This window comes from Actinoallomurus soli (assembly GCF_024055715.1).
GTDB lineage: Bacteria > Actinomycetota > Actinomycetes > Streptosporangiales > Streptosporangiaceae > Actinoallomurus > Actinoallomurus soli.
In genome coordinates, this window is sequence record NZ_JAMXMV010000001.1 from 510427 (window position 1) to 527167 (window position 16741).

The 16741-nt window shown below is 70.1% G+C and carries 11 protein-coding genes and 1 pseudogene; 8 read left to right on the plus strand and 4 right to left on the minus strand.

Translation table 11 applies throughout. The features are described 5' to 3' along the window. Nucleotides 1–11 precede the first annotated feature (11 nt). The 6 genes from NDW01_RS02440 to NDW01_RS02465 all read left to right on the plus strand — a co-directional run bounded on the left by NDW01_RS02440 (nt 12) and on the right by NDW01_RS02465 (nt 5892). Nucleotides 12–710, plus strand: coding sequence for a YggS family pyridoxal phosphate-dependent enzyme (locus NDW01_RS02440; RefSeq protein ID WP_252816106.1), 699 nt, complete (start codon nt 12–14; stop codon nt 708–710). A 101-nt stretch (nt 711–811) separates the two neighbouring features. Further along, nucleotides 812–1330: a cell division protein SepF gene (locus NDW01_RS02445; RefSeq protein ID WP_252816108.1), complete on the plus strand. Its 519-nt coding sequence runs from the start codon at nt 812–814 to the stop codon at nt 1328–1330. A gap of 21 nt (nt 1331–1351) precedes the next feature. Beyond that, nucleotides 1352–1633: a YggT family protein gene (locus tag NDW01_RS02450; RefSeq protein WP_252783080.1), complete on the plus strand. Its 282-nt coding sequence runs from the start codon at nt 1352–1354 to the stop codon at nt 1631–1633. A gap of 50 nt (nt 1634–1683) precedes the next feature. Beyond that, nucleotides 1684–2622: a DivIVA domain-containing protein gene (locus NDW01_RS02455; protein WP_252816110.1), complete on the plus strand. Its 939-nt coding sequence runs from the start codon at nt 1684–1686 to the stop codon at nt 2620–2622. A 146-nt stretch (nt 2623–2768) separates the two neighbouring features. After that, on the plus strand, nt 2769–4616 hold the full coding sequence (locus NDW01_RS02460; protein WP_252816112.1) for a midas domain-containing protein: 1848 nt from the start codon (nt 2769–2771) through the stop codon (nt 4614–4616). Nucleotides 4617–4914: 298 nt separating this feature from the next. Continuing rightward, the gene (locus NDW01_RS02465) at nt 4915–5892 is read left to right on the plus strand and encodes an IS3 family transposase (protein WP_308211646.1); all 978 of its coding nucleotides are present in this window, start codon (nt 4915–4917) and stop codon (nt 5890–5892) included. Nucleotides 5893–5957: 65 nt separating this feature from the next. Here the strand turns inward: NDW01_RS02465 and NDW01_RS02470 are convergent, their stop codons facing one another. Continuing rightward, complete coding sequence (locus tag NDW01_RS02470) at nt 5958–6638, minus strand: hypothetical protein (RefSeq protein ID WP_252816115.1); 681 nt, start codon at nt 6636–6638, stop codon at nt 5958–5960. 483 nt (nt 6639–7121) lie between these two features. Then, nucleotides 7122–7385: pseudogene (locus tag NDW01_RS02475) on the minus strand (nuclear transport factor 2 family protein); the annotation flags it as partial. 681 nt (nt 7386–8066) lie between these two features. Here NDW01_RS02475 and NDW01_RS02480 point away from each other — a divergent pair. Continuing rightward, the gene (locus NDW01_RS02480) at nt 8067–10478 is read left to right on the plus strand and encodes an ATP-binding protein (protein ID WP_252816117.1); all 2412 of its coding nucleotides are present in this window, start codon (nt 8067–8069) and stop codon (nt 10476–10478) included. A 919-nt stretch (nt 10479–11397) separates the two neighbouring features. Here the strand turns inward: NDW01_RS02480 and NDW01_RS02485 are convergent. Further along, nucleotides 11398–12153: a DUF1707 SHOCT-like domain-containing protein gene (locus NDW01_RS02485; RefSeq protein WP_308211620.1), complete on the minus strand. Its 756-nt coding sequence runs from the start codon at nt 12151–12153 to the stop codon at nt 11398–11400. Nucleotides 12154–12502: 349 nt separating this feature from the next. Further along, a complete protein-coding gene (gene ileS / locus NDW01_RS02490) occupies nt 12503–15718 on the minus strand; it encodes an isoleucine--tRNA ligase (protein WP_252816119.1) in 3216 nt (1071 codons plus the stop codon). A 612-nt stretch (nt 15719–16330) separates the two neighbouring features. On the opposite strand from ileS, the gene NDW01_RS02495 reads away from it, so the two are divergent. Beyond that, complete coding sequence (locus NDW01_RS02495; protein ID WP_252817343.1) at nt 16331–16741, plus strand: TraR/DksA family transcriptional regulator; 411 nt, start codon at nt 16331–16333, stop codon at nt 16739–16741.

A 16741-nucleotide genomic window follows, 5' to 3' on the forward strand; every position in this document is an offset into this window, starting at 1 on the left:
CACGACCAGTGATGTCCAGCCGAGAAGAGCACCTGGCCGCCAACCTCGCGGCCGTCCGTGAACGCGTCGCCAAGGCGTGTGCCGCGGTCGGCCGCTCCGCCGCGGAGGTCACCCTCATCGCGGTGACGAAGACCTTCCCCGCCTCGGACGTTCGCCTGCTGGCCGGGCTGGGTGTCACCGACGTCGCCGAGAACCGCGACCAGGAGGCGTCGGCCAAGGCCGCCGACTGCCGTGATCTGCCGCTCACGTGGCACTTCGTCGGGCAGTTGCAGACCAACAAGGCCCGCTCGGTGGCCTCCTACTCCGACGTCGTCCACTCCGTCGACCGGGAGCGTCTCGTGACGGCGCTGTCCCGCGCCGCGACCGGGATGGACCGGTCGCTCCGCTGTCTCGTCCAGGTGGCGCTCGACGACGCCGAGGGCCGGGGCGGCACCCGGCCCGACGGCGTCCCGGCGCTGGCCGACGCGATCGCCTCCGCACCCGGCCTCACCCTCGGGGGCGTCATGGCGGTGGCGCCCCTGGGCGGCGATCCGGCGGCGGCGTTCGGCCGGCTCGCGGAGGTCGCCGCCGCCCTGCGCGCGGCTCATCCGGGAGCGAGCATGATTTCTGCCGGAATGAGCGGCGATTTGGAAGAAGCGATCGCGTGTGGTGCGACACACGTGCGAGTCGGTACGGCGTTGCTCGGAGGACGACGGGCAATCGTCAGGTAATGTCCCCACCGTGGACCTTGGAGTCCGCGCTCAAACGTAACCGATCAGCTAGCGGAAGCTTCCCGCAGGGATCTCCTGTCGGCGGACGACGGAGGGGGCGTATGGCCAGCGCGATGCGCAAGATGGCGGTCTACCTCGGCCTCGTGGAGGACGACCGCTACGACGACGATTACGATGACTACGACGTCTACGACGACGAGGCCGTCGAGCGGCGCCGGGCCGAGCGCGGTTCCGACGATTCCGCCGGGCAGCCTACCGGAGTCCAGGTGCCCGCTGTGGAGGAGCAGAAGCCGTTCGGACCCGAGCGGCGCCCCCCAGTTGGGGAGTCCGCGGTGTCCGACCTCGCTCGTATCACTACGCTTCACCCCAGGACCTACAACGAGGCCCGCACGATCGGCGAGCACTTCCGGGAGGGCACCCCGGTGATCATGAACCTCACCGAGATGGTCGACAGTGACGCGAAGCGTCTCGTCGACTTCGCGGCTGGTCTCATATTCGGCCTGCACGGAAGCATCGAGCGTGTTACGAACAAGGTGTTCCTGTTGTCCCCAGCCAATGTCGAGGTGACCGCCGAGGACAAGGCCCGTATGGCAGAACGAGGGTTCTTCAATCAGAGCTGACAGCCACAAGCGAGAGTGTTCGTGAACCTTGGAAATTACCTGAGCATCCCGCTGTACCTCTTCCTGCTCTTCCTCATCGGCAGGATGGTCTTCGAGACGCTTCAGGCGTTCGCCCGGTCGTGGCGGCCCAGAGGGGTGGTGCTGGTGCTGGCGGAGGCCACATACACCGTCACCGATCCACCTCTCAAGCTCCTACGCCGTTTCATCCCGTCGGTTCGGCTGGGTAACGTTGCACTCGACCTGAGCTTCACGGTTCTCTTCTTCGTGGTCTGGTTCTTGATCATCATTGTCCAGCCGCTCTGATCGGGTACCGTCCGTTCGGGGACAGACTCCAAGCGCGCCAAGGAGACCAGATGCCGCTGACACCCGCGGATGTGCGGAACAAGCAGTTCAGTACAACCCGGCTCCGGCCGGGATACGACGAAGAGGAGGTCGACGCGTTCCTCGACGAGGTCGAGGCCGAGCTCGACCGGCTCATCCAGGAGAACGAGGAGCTGCGCGCCAAGCTGGCCGAATGCCTTCGTGGCAAGGTGCCCGCGATGGCCGCTCCGATCGTCGAGCCCAAGCCGGAGATCGCGCATCTGCCCGAGCCGCCCAAGCCGCCGGAGCCCAAGCCCGAGCCCGAGCCGATGATGGGGCTCGGTATGCCCCCCGTCCCGCAGGCGCCGCCGCCTCCTCCGCCGATGGCCACGCCCGGCGAGGACAACATGGACACGGCCGCCCGGGTGCTCGCCCTGGCGCAGCAGACCGCCGACCAGGCCATCGCCGACGCCCGCCGCGAGGCCGACGAGACGCTGGGGCGTGCCCGGCGTGAGGCCGAGGAGATCCTCGGCAAGGCCCGCCGGCAGTCCGAGCAGATCGTCAGCGAGGCCCGCGCCCGCGCCGAGTCGCTCGAGCGGGACGCGCAGGAGCGGCACCGCCAGGCCATGGGCTCCCTCGTCCAGCAGCGCGAGGAGCTCGAGCGCATGGTCGAGGACCTGAACCTCTTCGAGCGCGAGTACCGCAGCCGCCTCAAGGCCTACCTCGAGGGTCAGCTGCGCGAGCTCGAGGCCGGCAGCCACGCCGGGCCGTTCGGTGGACCGGGCAACACGGGCCCGCAGCCGGCCGCCCAGCCCGCCATCGTCCCTCCGCCGCCGCACCCCGAGATGCAGCGCAACGGCCAGCCGAGCGTCGGTCCGGGCAACACCGGTGCGAACCCCTTCCCGCAGCCGCCGCAGGCCGAGCCGCAGCACGCTCAGCACGGCGCCACCGGAAGCTTCCACACCGCCGACAACCCGCACGACCGGCGCTGAGCACGGCCGGACGGTTCCGGACGACCGTCGCAACGACGGTCATGTCAGGAACCAAGTGGTAGCGGGTTGGAGGCGGCCGAACCGTCCGAAGTTGCGCTAGCGTTGCTGCGCATCTCCGGTACGACGGTTGGTAGAGGGAGACCTGTGTGATCATCCTGAGTGGCGTGCTCGTCGTCCTGGCGATCGCTCTTCTTGTGACGGGCATCGTCACGGGCAACACCGGGCATGAGATTCTCGGTCTTGACGGGCTGAAGCTGATCTACGTCTCGATCGGGGTCAGCATCGTCTCCGCCCTCTTCCTGGCCGTCGGGGTGTTCCTCCGGCGCAAGGAGCTCTTCGGCGCCACGGCACCGGCCAGCACCAAGGCGTCCGGCCGGACCACCGCCCGGCCGGTGAAGGCCAAGGCGCGGGTCGGAGCGGGAGAGGACGCGGCGATCGTCCCGGTGACGTCCGCCTCCGCGACCGACGTTCCCGACGAGACCACCGTCTACGTGGTCCCGGGCCGCAAGCGCTACCACCTCGAGACCTGCCGTCAGCTCGCGGGACGCGAGAAAGAGGAGCTGACCTTCGTCGAGGCGCGTGAGGAGGGCTTCACGCCCTGCACCGCCTGCCTGCCCGACACGGCGCTCGCCGCGCGTGCCGCCCTCACCGACAGCGTCGAGGAGCGGGCCGCGGACACCGTCGGAACGGTGGCCGACACCCGGCCGCAGAGCCCGGCCCTGGAGCCCGTGGACGTCACCCGGACCGACATCCCGGTCACCCGAGCACTGCCGGCCTCCGAGCAGCCGCCCGCCGAGGAGCGCGACGGCCTCACGGCCGGCCGGGCCACCACCGACGAGACCGAGGCGACCCGGTCCCCGGAGACGGACGCCCGCGACACGGAGTCCACGACCACCCCGCCGGCCGACGCGGAGCGCACGACCGCCAACGCGCCCGAGGAGTCCCTCGCCGAGCGCTCGAGGCGGCGCGGCCGGTCCCTGTTCGAGCCCCTGGACCGCACGGAGACCACCGCGGACACGGCCGCGGCGGACCCGACCGAAGAGGCCGCCGCCGAGCCGGTGACGGCCCCCGGGACCGACGGCACCGGCTCGCCGGACGCCGCGCACCGCGACGCCGAGCCCACCCTCGCCGGCGCCACGGACGAGCCCGAGACGGCGGAGCCGCAGGACGACGCCCACGACGGCACCGACGAGGCCGCGGACGTCGCGGCGGTGACCCGTGAGGTGCCCCGGCCCGGAGCCACCGAGCGCGAGACCACGGAGCGCGAGACCACGGAGCCCGCGGCCGCGGACCGCGAGACCGCCGTCCCCGAGGCCACGGACGCCGAAGACGCCGACCGTACGGACGCCGGCGCGCGAGACGCGGAGACGGCGAACGCGGACCAGGCGGACGCCGAGACCATTGACGCGAAGACCGCGGACGCCGAGACCACGGACACGAGAATCACGGACGCGGAGAAGGACGACACCGCGACGGCCGGGCCCGGAGTCGAGGCGGATGACTCCGAGGCCGCCGTCGAGCCCGAGGAGCCCGCCGACGAGGAGCCTGCCGGCCGGGCGGCCGCCGATGAGGCGGCCACGGCGGATGCCACTCCGGCAGAGGCCGCCGATCGGGCGGAGACCGCCACCGAGCACGACGAGTCCGCCGAGCAGTCGACCGAGTCCGCCCCCGACGCGGGCACGGAGGACACCGACGAGACCGCCGAGGCCGAAGAGGTCGGCAAGGCAGGGGAGACCGGCAAGTCCGGGGAGAGCGCGGAGGCCACCGACGCCGAGGACACGGCGGAGGCCGAGTCCGCGGACGGCTCCGAGGACGCCGAGGACGCCGGCGGCCCGACGGTGCGCATCCTGAGCGGTACCAAGCGGTACCACCGGTCCGACTGCGCGCTGATCGAGGACATCGCCGACGACGCCGACGACCTGGAGAGCCTGTCGCGCGACGAGGCGCGAGAGCGCGGCTGCACCCCCTGCCTGGTCTGCCAGCCCGACGACTGACGCTCGCCTTGTTCGGACGTCCCGGGCCCGGCCACCGGCCGGGCCCCTCCCGTTGCGCGGGCCCGACCCGGAGGCGGCCAGCCGAGTTCCTCCGCTTCGTCCGGAGGCGACGGGCAAGGGGAAGGCCGGACGGGCGAACGTGAGTGAATCCCCGATGAGGCCTCATGATCCCAAGCTCTGGGTGGCGGGATACTCAACCAGGGTGACAGGGCCTGGCCGGTGGAAGAGGCGGCGAGCGGCGGCCGGAGCTGACGACGACGCCGGAAAACCGGACCAGTAGGGTCACGTCCCCCCGCGGATCGCCCGTGACCTGCGGGATGAGGGGTGGACGGTGTCGACCGAGACCGTCGCCGCTCGGATGGTCGAGCTTGGCCTGGCCGGGCGGGCACCCAAACGGCGCAGGTCGCTGACGCGTCAGGCAAGGCGCCTGGCCGCGCCGGATCTGGTGCGCCGTAAGTTCACGGCCGTGGCGCCGGACGTGCTGTGGTGCGGGGACCTGACGCAGATCGACACCGACGAGGGGCCGCTCTATCTGGCCACGGTCGAGGACCTGTTCTCTCGCCGGATGCTCGGCCAGGCCATGTCGGCCCACCACGACGCGGCCCTGGTGGTGGCGTCGCTGCGGGTGGCCGTCACCACGCGTGGCGGGGACGTCGACGGGGTGATCTTCCGTACCGACCGCGGATCGGAGTACACCGCGGCCAAGACCGCGGACGCGTGCCGCCGGCACGGCATCACCCAGTCGATGGGCCGGGTCGGCTGCGCCCTGGACAACGCCGCCGCCGAGGCGTTCAACAGCACGCTCAAGGTCGGGTTCGCCCACCGCCACCACTTCACCACCCGTGCCGAGGCCCGCATCAAGATCTCGACCTCGATCGCCGACTTCTACAACAGGCGGCACAGCGCCAACGACGGGCTCGGGGTTTCCCCGAAGTGTGGACATCGGTTGTTCTGCCTGGTGATGCCACAGCAGCAGTCCGATGTTGGCGCGGCCCGCCGCGTTTTCACTGCCAAGCGATCGCCCACGCTGGGTGCAAGCTCGGCGGCCCCGTCTCGCAGAGGGTGGCCGCCGAGCTTGCGGAGGACCGTACGCTCGCGACGGATACGACCGAGCCGACGTAAGGGGTGGTCGAGCATGGTTAACCGCAGGAGGCGCCGCGCGTTGTCCATACCCGTATGGCGTCCATGCCACAGGCGCTGTGAGGAAGCCATTCCGATGAACGGGTACCCGGATCTGGCCGGTCAGTCGATGATCCGGGCGGCAGGGGAGGCATGACGGCCGAGGACCTTCGAGCCCGAGGCGTCGAGCCAGACATGACGCCTCCGGACGCTAGGACCGGTTCATGGATGAAGGGTCTCGCATGGCTCGCCCGGCAGGTTCGCCCAAGTGTTGCATAGCGTGGCCCAGTTGGGGAATTCGTGATTCGGATTCGCGTAAACATACAATTGTCCTGCGCTGCAGACCATATTGCTGGTGGACACCACAGAACCGGTTACCCAGTATACGGCGTAGGTGCACGCACCGCTGGCGTTCGTGGCGCCGGTGTCCCAGTTCGAGACATACAGTCCGCTGCCGAAAACGTAGGTGCACACGCTTCCGATGCAGTTCGAGCCGGCGTCGGTGTGAACTCCGCCGGTCCTCGCCTGGATCTTCGTACCGTCCGGAAACGGCATGTTCGGGTGGATGCCCGCCCTGGCCAGGTCGGCGGTGCTCAGCCCACGCCAGTCACCCGAATTGATGTGGTGTGCGAGGCTCGCTGACACCACGTGCTTGGTGCCCTGAACGTTGACGATTCCGGTGGTCGCGCTCGCAGACGTCGCCGCGCCTGCCGGCACAGCTGGAACCGTCAGACCAACGAACGCGGCGATAGTCATTACGGCAGCCTTGCGGGGGATTTTCACGAACTCCATCTCCTTTTTATCGGGAGGCCTAACCTGCGCTAGCGCCATCTCTGATCCTCTCGGGAGGCGCTGGCGCACCGCAACACCGGTGGTTTCCCAGACGAGCTGGGAAATCGTCATCGCATCCTCGCACGAAAAGGCGTGCTCGAGCCTGCCGGAAATATCTCGGGCGGACGCGATCACATCCGGCGTGCGCTTCCGGCCGGGTAGGGGAGCGCGATGGCGAGGATCTCCTCGTCCGTCGCGTAGAGGGTGGCAAGACGCGTCGCGACTCGTGTCGCGTGCGACGCCCTCATTGAGCTACCTCCTCATCGGGTCAGCCGCGATGAGTCTGAACCATGACACCGTTTGTGGATACGGGAGAACTACTCAAATGCGCCCCGGTGAGTTGTGCACGGCAGCGGGGGCGTCAAGGGGCCACGGGCATTCCCGCCGAGGTCACCGCCCGGGTCGGCCGGCGCGCCGAAGCCGCCGTCCGTCAGAGGATTGCTCTCGGCGCCGTGGCTGGTCACACTCACCGGAGTCGGGGGCGCGGGAAGGACCCGGCCGGATCTACGGACCGCCGGCACGGTCGCCTAAGAGGGACAGCGACAGAAGGACGACTCAGGAGGCGAACGGCTCGAACTCCCCCGCAAAGACGATGACCTGGTCGATGAGGCTCCGCCGCAGATGGACGACGTCCCTTCCTGCCAGGCGGGGACCTCCATCCGGCGTGGTGAAGACCCACCGGTACCGGGCCCACTCGTCAGGCATGTCCACCGCTGAGCAGCGCATCATCGTGCCGGTCCCCGCCGGGTGGCGCCGGATGTCCAGCACGAACCGCTCGACCGCCCCGATCCCTTCGCTGCGAGCCAACGGCCCCCAGAAGAACTCCGGGCACGTACACCCGCTCCCCGTACCCGGACGGCTGGGACGTCGAGCAGTACCTGCACCAGCAGCTACTCGATCGTCGGCCTGCCTTGGTCACGCCACACACTGCATCCGGCCTACCTGCCCATCAACGAGCATGCGCCCCTGCAGATCGAAGATCCCTACGGCCTTTCGAAGCTCGTGGACGAGGTGACAGCCGGCGTCATGGCACGCCGTCACGGCATTGCGCCCGCCCAGCTCACCATGCCTCAGCCGGCCACCGGCACACCCCACCGGCAGGTCGGGTCCGGGCGTTCCGTCAACCCGGCCCGCCTCCGATGCTCGCAACGGCAAGCACCCCACCGGCGAACGATCTCGACCCGCCAGCACCCCGATCAACCAGCCCACTCACACAAAGCCGCCGCCAGACCACCCCCGCGACCTGCTAATTCAGGTTGAAATCCTTCCAGTGGTGGACGATTCAAAGCCGCCGCAGGCTGCCGTAGGCTCCGAGCGCGGCCAAGGAGCTTCCGATCAGATCATGGTCGCTGGACAACCACCTCCGTGACGTCTAGCACACCGGCTGGAGTATTAGCTCCGAGTCGGGAATTGTGTAATCTGCCCCTTGTCCTTCGATCGCTTGGCGTCACTATTACGCCGCCTAAGCATCGCCGTCCTCCATGACAACAGTTGCCAGTTATGACGGATCATGACGCGGATGGTCAGCCAGACACCTGCGATCCGCCTGCCACTCAGGTGATCGCCGAGGCGCCGGGACGGTCGGCGCGCAGGCATTCGGGCGTCCCGGACGATCTCACCCCCCTGTTCGGCCGCCGGGCGGAGGTGACGGCGGTCCGGCGGCTGCTGACGGCCTCGCGGCTGGTCACGCTGACCGGCCCTGGCGGGGTCGGGAAGACCAGGGTGGCGCTGCGGGCCGCGGCCGCGCTCGGTCGCCACCTCCCCGACGGAGCGCACGTCGTCGAGCTGGCCAGGCTGCGCGATCCCCAGCTGCTCCCGCAGTGCGTCGCCGCCGCTCTGGGGCTGGCCGACCGCACGGGACGCGATCCTCTGGAGGCTGTGGTCGACCATGTCCAGCCCCGGCGCCTGCTACTGGTCCTGGACAACTGTGAGCATCTGGTCGGCGCCTGCGCGCCCGCCGTCGAGACCCTGCTCCGCGCCGCGCCCGGCGTGCGTGTCCTGACCACCAGCCGCCAGGTTCTGAGGGTGCCAGGCGAGCAGGTCTTCCAGGTCGGGCCGTTGCCGACCCCGACGCCCGGCGAGCGGAAGAGCGTCGGTGAACTCCTGCGCAATCCCTCGGTCGCCCTGTTCGAGCAGCGGGCCGCCGCCGTCCTGCCCGGTTTCGCGGTCACCCGAGACAACGCCGAGGCGGTGATCAGACTCGTCTGTCACCTGGACGGGCTTCCGCTGGCGATCGAGCTTGCCAGCGCGTGGATGCGTACCCTGTCGGTCCAGGAGATTCTGGCCAAACTGACCGACCGCTTCGCGCTGCTCACCTCGCGCTCGACCACCTCCGCGCCACGACAGCACACGCTGCGCGAACTGGTCGACTGGAGCCACGCCCTGTGCACCGACCAGGAACGCGCACTCTGGGCGCGGGCCTCGGTCTTCGCATCCGGCTTCGACCTCGAGGCGGCCGAGGCGGTCTGTTCGGGAGATGGCATCCCTGTGCGTGCGGTCGTCGAGGTGGTCGACGGGCTGGTGGGCAAGTCGGTACTGACCCGGGAGGAGCACGACGGCCGCGCTCGCTACCGGATGCTGGAGACGATCCGCGAGTACGGTCACGCTCGGCTGGTCGAGTCCGGCAAGCTCACCGTTCTTCGCCGCCGTCACCGCGACCACTTCCTCGACCTGACCTCACGGGCGCAGGATCAGTGGTTCGGCCCGCACCAGGTGGCCTGGTTCGTACGGCTGCGCCTGGAACACGCCAACCTTCAGGCGGCGCTCCGGTTCTGCCTGGACGAGCCCGGTGAGGCGGCCGCCGGTCTGGCGCTGGCCGTCGCGCCCCGCCATTACTGGATCAGCTTCGGCTCACTCAGCGAGGGCAGATACTGGCTCTCCCGGCTGCTATCGGCCGCGGACACGGCTAAGGCCCCGGTGGAACGTGCGCCGGAAACAGGAGGGGTGCTGGCGAGCGCGCTCGGCACGTACGCCTATCTCGGAGTACTCCAGGGCCGAACCGTCGAGGCGCGTCCGCTACTCGAACAGGCGCGAGCGGACGCCGAGTCGAGCCGCGACGTGGCGGCGCTCGCCTGGACCCGTCACCATGCGGCGATGATCGCGGTGTTCCACGATGACTTCGCGGGAGCCGCCACGCTGTTCGAGCAGGCGCTCACCGCCTTCCGGGCGCTCAGCGACACCGGTGCCGCGGCCGAGTGCACGTTCAAACTCGCCCTGTCGCTCGCGGCCGGGGGTGATCACGAACGTGCCGCCGCCCTCTGCTGCGAGGCGGAGGAGGTCACCGCCGCCCACGACGAGTCCTGGATCAGGGGGCTCACGGCCTTCGCCCGCAGCCTGTCGAGCTGGTGGCGGGGGGACACCGGCATCGCGGACCGGCTGGCCCGGGACGCCATCCGGCTGATACGCCCCTTCCAGGACTGGTGGGACATCGCAATGTGCGCGGAGATCCTCGCCTGGCGAGCCGCCGAGGACGACCCCGACCGTGCCGCCCAGCTTTTCGGCATCTTGCACTCGCTCTGGCAGTCGGTCGGCGGCACCTTCTTCGCCGCGCCGTTCATGGCCGACCTCCACGGGCAGTGTGAGCGGAAGATCCGCTCGGCGCTCGCCCCGAAGGCCTTCGAACGCGCCTTCCAGCGCGGCGCGAGGCTACCCGTTCACGACGCTCTGGACTATGTACTGCAGGAACCCTCCGCCGACCGCCCCGATACCGCCATGGGCGGGCTGACCCGCCGCGAACGGGAGGTCTCCGCGCTCGTCGCCGCCGGGCTGAGTAACAAGGAGGTCGCCGCCAGGCTGGTGATCGCTCAGCGCACGGCCGAGAACCACGTTGAACGCATCCTGGCCAAGCTCGGCTTCACCTCCCGCGCACAGCTCGCCGTCTGGGCGGCCGAGCAGAGCCCCTCCGCACCGTGACCGAACCGGCCTCCGACCGGTGCAGGGCAGAGCGGGCGGTTGTGGCCGCACATTCCGTGGGCGCCCGCACCCGGCGGCGTGGCCGCCGAGCAAAGGTAGGCGCATGGAATCCCGTGGGGGATGCCGCCGAACCGCGTCCTCCCTGCAATAGCCTCACCCTCCGTTACCACCGAAAGTGCGACAGAGCCGCAAGTGCGACAGAGCCGTTGACCGTACAGTCCCAATCCGCGCCAGAGCCCACATCCGGGTTCTGGCTCAGATTCCGTGATGCTCGCGGCTGCGCCCGTCCGTCCGTGATGCTCGTCCGGGCTCGGCAGGCTCGGCTTAGGCCGCGTGTTCCCGCCGGCCCTTTGCTCTGCTTACGCGGGGTATACATCTGGAACGGTCCAGTGCATACTCCGCGTAAGCAGAGCAAAGAGCGGCGGAGAAGGGGACGGGTCGCTTGGGCTGGTGAGCAGGGCACCACTCCGTCCGGCTCCGCGCATCACAAAAATTGCGCCAGAGCCCGAATTCGAGCGTCGTTGACAACGCCCGGTAGAGCGGCCGGGAGCGGGTCGTTGATCGGAACGAACCGCCGTTCTCGCGGCTCTTGCCCGAGCCTTGTGCTTTTGCGAGGGGACAGTCATCGGCCTGGGAACGCCGTGGGGGTACCGGAGCTCTCGTGTCCTTGATCATTGGCGGATGCTGCCGTCTAGAACTCAGTGAACGCCAATGATCACGTCGTGAGGTCGACCGGGCCGGGCGACTGCGCACGGCGAAGGCTCCCCGTGAAGCCGTCATGTGCAGGATCCCTGCGCGGGCTACCCTCCGCGCGCGAAGGTCTCATTTGCGGGTCCCCTGTAAGAACTTCTCCGCGAAGCCTCCGAAGGTCCGCGGAAAATCTCCTGCGAAGCCGCCGAAGGCCCTCTGCGGAGGCGGCTTAGCGGGTTCGCCGTTGCCGGCGCAGCTCTCGCTGTTGCTCCCGGAACTCCCGGTGCACCGCGCGCTGTTTCTCGCGGAACTCCCGGTGCAGGCTCCGCTGCCGCGCGTGGAAGTCCCGACCGACGATCGCCGCCGAGTCCGTGGTCGCGTCCGCGTTCAGCCGCTTGACGTCGATCCCGCCGAGCAAGGCCATGCCCGTCAGCCGGATCACCGGCGCGTCCGGGCCCACGGTGTCGTCGGACGGCAGGGAGCAGCCGCCCATCACGGAGGTCACGGAGTTCAGCACGCGCACGCCCGGCGGAACGGTGATCGAGACGCCGCCGAGAACGGCCGTGATGTTGATGGTGACCTCGCGCTGGGCCAGTACGGCCTGGCGGAGGTCGAGCTCGACGCCGCCGAGCACGGTGACGACGTTGGTGTGCGGCTCGACGAGCCAACGGCCCTTGCGCTCGGCGCCGCTCAGGATCGCCACCAGGTTCGGTGAGCCCGCTTGCGGAGCCGGCAGGTCGTGGCGCACCGGCTGCGGTGCCGCGGGCGCGGGAGCGCCCGCGCCGGGGAGATCCGCGACGACCGGTGCCAGCTCGGCGTACGTCTTGGCCTGGTAGACGATGTCGAGACGCTCGGCGTGTTCCTCCGCCGTGAGGCGACCTTCCGCGAGGGCCTCTCGCAGCTGGTCGGCGATCCGGTCACGGTCGGCGTCCGAAGCGCGCATCAGCCTCGGATCGACCTCCACGGGCTTGTCGGGAACGTCCACGCAAGCATCATTCCGCACCGACCGGACCGGGGCCAGCCGGCCTTTGCCGCCGGGCCGGCCCTGGAGTCCGGATTCTCGGCCGCCTCACCGCGGCCCTGGCCTCGGGTCGCTGTCCGCCGCCTACGGTTCTCCGTCTTGGCCGATGCCCCGGCCCGGCTCGGTTCCGCCCGAGTCTGGTTCGACCCGGCCCGGCGCAGTTTCGCCCGGTCCTGCTCGGTCCTGCTCGGGTCCGCTCGGCTTCCGGGGGGTCGGGTCCGTGGTGCGGGACGGCGCGGGACCGCCGTCCGGTCCGCCGGGGTGGCGGGAGACGGACGGCGGTCCCGGGAGGTGACGACGACCGGGGCGCCGGTCAGGCGGACCGGCGCAGCCAGAAGGTCAGGCGCAGTTCCTCGTCCTGGAAGGCCGGCAGGTCCGAGTCCGGCTCGCCGTCCTGCCAGCTGTCCGCGAGCACCTCGCCGGCCACTTCGTCACCGTACCCGCGCAGCGCGTCGGCGAGCTCGGCGTCGCTGGTCCGCCACCACAGGTCGATCCGGTCGGAGATGTCCAGGCCGCTGTTCTTACGGGCGTCCTGGATGAGCCGGATGACCTCGCGGGCGAGGCCGGCGCGGCGGAGCTCCGGCGTTACGGTCAGGTCCAGCGCGACGGTCTCCCCGGCGGCGCTCTCCACCGCCCAGCCGCTGCGCGGCCGCTCGGTGACGATCACGTCGTCGGGCGTCAGGTCGACCTTGCCGACCTCGGCCGCGTCGACGGTCGCCGTTCCGGAGTCGCGTAGGGCGTGGACGAGCCCGGCCGGGTCGGCCGAGGTGACGGCCGCGGCGACCTTCGGGGTCTGCTTGGCGAAACGCTTGCCGAGCTCGCGGAAGTTCGGCTTGACCTGGTACTCGACGAGCTCGCCGCCGATCGAGGCGAGCGTGTCGAAGCCCTGGACGTTGAGCTCGTCGGCGATCTGCGCGCGCAGCTCGTCGGGGAGCGACGCCCAGCCCGCGGCGCCGACCAGCGCGCGGCCGAGCGGCTGGCGGGTGCGGACGCCCGACGCGGCGCGTGCCGACCGGCCGAGCTCGACGAGACGCCGGACGAGCGCCATCCGGGCGGACAGCTCCGGGTCGAGGAGCGTCTCGTCGACCTCCGGCCAGGAGGCCAGGTGGACCGAGTCCGCGTCGCCGTCGCGTCGCAGGACGTCCCACACGTAGTCGGTGACGAACGGCGCGATCGGCGCCATGAGCCGCGTCAGCGTCTCCAGGCACTCGTAGAGGGTGGCGAAGGCCGCGGCGTTCTCTCCGGGGGCGTCCTGCTCCGGGCCCTCCCAGAACCGGCGCCGGGAGCGGCGGACGTACCAGTTCGACAGGTCGTCGATGAACTCCGCGAGGCGGCGTCCCGCGGCGGCGGTGTCGAAGCCCTCCAGGGCGTCGTCCACCTCGCGGACCGTACGGTGCAGCTCGGCCAGCACCCACCGGTCCAGCAGCGGCCGGTCGGCGTACGCCGGGGCGGGCGCGCCCGGCGTCCAGCCCGCGGCGTTGGCGTACAGCGCGAAGAACGACGCGGTGTTCCAGTAGGTGAGGAGGATCTTGCGGACGATCTCCTCGAGCGCCGCGTCGCCGACCCGGCGGGCCGCCCACGGCTGGCCGGCCGCGGCCATGTACCAGCGCAGCGCGTCGGCGCCGTGCTTGTCCATGAGCGGGATCGGCTCGAGGACGTTGCCGAGGTGCTTGCTCATCTTCCGGCCGTCCTCGGCCAGGATGTGGCCGAGGCAGACGACGTTCTCGTACGACGAGCGGTCGAAGACGAGGGTGCCGACGGCCATCAGCGAGTAGAACCAGCCGCGGGTCTGGTCGATGGCCTCGCAGATGTACTGCGCCGGGTAGGAGGCCTCGAAGACCTCGTTCCGCCGGTGCGGCGCACCCCACTGGGCGAACGGCATGGACCCGGAGTCGTACCAGGCGTCGATGACGTCCGGGACGCGGCGGGCCTCCTTGCCGCACTCCGGGCAGGCGAAGGCGACGTCGTCGACGTACGGGCGGTGCGGGTCGAGCGCGCTGAGGTCCTGTCCGGCGAGCTCACCGAGCTCCTTGAGGGATCCGACGCAGGTGGCGTGGTCGTCCTCGCACAGCCAGATCGGCAGCGGGGTGCCCCAGTAGCGGCTGCGCGACAGCGACCAGTCGACGTTGTTCCGCAGCCACTCGCCGTACCGGCCCTCCTTGATCGTGGCCGGGAACCAGTTGGTGCGCTCGTTCTCCGCGAGGAGCCGGTCCTTGACGGCGGTCGTCTTGATGTACCAGGCGGGCAGCGCGTAGTACAGCAGCGGCGTGTGGCACCGCCAGCAGTGCGGATAGCTGTGCTCGTAGCGTTCGACGCGGAAGAGGATGCCGCGCTCGCGCAGGTTCTCGACGAGGCGCGCGTCGGCGTCCTTGAAGAAGACTCCGCCCACGAGCGGCACCGACAGGTCGAACCGGCCGTCCGGGTTGACGGGGTTGACGATGGGCATGCCGGCCGCCCGGCAGGCGGCGAAGTCGTCGGCGCCGAAGGCGGGGGCCATGTGCACCAGGCCGGTGCCGTCCTCCGTGGTGACGAACTCGGCGCCCAGCACCCGGTGGGCGTTGGGGATCTCGACGAGGTCGAAGGGGCGGCGGTACGGCGTGCCGACGAGCTCGGAGCCCTGGACGCGGGACAGGATGTGCCAGCCCTCGCCGAGGACCCGGGCGAACAGCGGCTCGGCGACCACGACACGGTCGGGGTCGGTTGGTTGGGAGAAACGCGGCTCGCCGGACCGGGCGGCGACGACGTACGTCACGTCGGGGTGCACGGCGACGGCGGTGTTGGACACCAGCGTCCAGGGGGTCGTCGTCCAGATGAGCAGGTCGGCGCCCTCGAGCGGTCCCTCGATGATCGGGAATCGTACCGTCACCGATGGGTCGGTGACCGTCTCGTACCCGCCGGGCTGGCCGAGCTCGTGGTCGGACAGCGGGGTGCCGCAGCGCGGGCAGTACGGGCTGATGCGGTGGTCGCGGACGAGCAGGCCCTTGTCGAAGACGACCTTGAGGGACCACCAGACGGCCTCGACGTAGTCGGGGTCCATCGTGCGGTAGGCCTGGGCGAGGTCGACCCAGTAGCCCATGCGCTCGGTCATCGCCTCGAAGGCGTCGACGTGGCGCAGCACGGACTCACGGCAGCGGGCGTTGAATTCCGCCACGCCGTACGACTCGATGTCGCGCTTGCCGGAGATGCCGAGCTCTTTCTCGACGGCCACCTCGACGGGCAGGCCGTGGCAGTCCCAGCCGGCCTTGCGGCGGACGCTGTAGCCCTTCATCGTCTTGAAGCGCGGGAACAGGTCCTTGAACACGCGCGCCTCGACGTGGTGCACGCCGGGCATGCCGTTCGCGGTCGGCGGCCCCTCGTAGAAGACCCACTGGGGGCCGGCCTCGGTCTGCTCCAGGGATCGCTGGAAGACCTTGCCCTGCCGCCACCGGCCAAGGACCTCGCGCTCCAGCGCGGGAAGGTCGACCTGCGCGGGAAGGGTACGCAGCCTGCCGCGCCCGCTCTCGGGCGTGGCCTGCGGCTCGTCGGGCATTCGGGTGCACCTCCGGCGTTCACGAACCATCACGTGGACCGGAGGGACGAGGCGGCGAGCCCCGCGGTACCACCCTCCTTGGCCGCTCCAGGGAACCAGGGAGCGGCCCGCTCATTGCGGTCGGCTGCCGGATCTACTTGGCCACGTGGGCCGTTCTGCCGGCGGCTCAGGGGTGATCAGACCGCCGCGCCCACCCCCGGACTCGCACCGTCTCCGGGTCGCTCATGGCTGCGTACGGCGGCAGGTGTCCCCATCAACGCCTTGCCGATAGCGACGATAACGCACCGGGGCGGGTGCCTTCTTCCCGAATACGGAGCGGAGGTGGGCACGAGGAGGTTTCGGACGGCCCCGGGGGGTCAAGCGCTGGTCATGACACGCCAGGGTGAAGTGACGCTCCGATGGCGTAATGGGTGATATGCGGAGTGTGACAACCGCTGGTCATTTGCCGTCTGGCGAACCGCGACCTATGCTGCCCGCACTGCCGGAAAACAAGATCAGCGCGAGGGGGCCCACATGGACGGTACCACTGGTGCGGAAGATAAGAATCGCACGGCCGAGGCACCCCGTACATCGCGCACCGGGACACGACGCCGGTCTGCCAAGACACAGCAGATCTCGACGGCCACCGCGCAGCGGCTTCCGGTCCGCGAGGGGGAGGACCTGTGGACCAGCACCGAGCTGTCCGAGGTCCGCGACCGGTTGCAGACGGAGATGGGGGAGTTGACCGCTGAGATCGCGACGGCGGAGTCGCAGATCGCCGAGCGCATGAACGACGCCGCCGAGGGCGCCGGCGATGACCAGGCCGACGCGGGGGCGAAGACCTTCGAGCGCGAGCAGGCGATGGCGCTCACCTACAATGCCCGTGACCTGCTCGCCCAGAACGAACGCGCCATCGTCAGGATCGACCAGGGAACCTATGGGGTGTGCGAGTCCTGCGGGCAGGCGATCGGCAAGGCGCGCTTGCAGGCTTTTCCGCGTGCGACCCTATGTGTGAGATGCAAACAGCGCGAGGAGCGTCGCTGA

Excerpts from the sequence above, each read along its gene's own strand:
- NDW01_RS02440 (WP_252816106.1), top strand. The coding sequence starts at position 12 with ATGTCCAGCCGAGAAGAGCACCTGGCCGCCAACCTCGCGGCCGTCCGT.
- NDW01_RS02445 (WP_252816108.1), top strand. The coding sequence starts at position 812 with ATGGCCAGCGCGATGCGCAAGATGGCGGTCTACCTCGGCCTCGTGGAG.
- NDW01_RS02455 (WP_252816110.1), top strand. The coding sequence starts at position 1,684 with ATGCCGCTGACACCCGCGGATGTGCGGAACAAGCAGTTCAGTACAACC.
- NDW01_RS02470 (WP_252816115.1), bottom strand. The coding sequence starts at position 6,638 with ATGACGATTTCCCAGCTCGTCTGGGAAACCACCGGTGTTGCGGTGCGC.
- NDW01_RS02480 (WP_252816117.1), top strand. The coding sequence starts at position 8,067 with ATGACGGATCATGACGCGGATGGTCAGCCAGACACCTGCGATCCGCCT.
- ileS (WP_252816119.1), bottom strand. The coding sequence starts at position 15,718 with ATGCCCGACGAGCCGCAGGCCACGCCCGAGAGCGGGCGCGGCAGGCTG.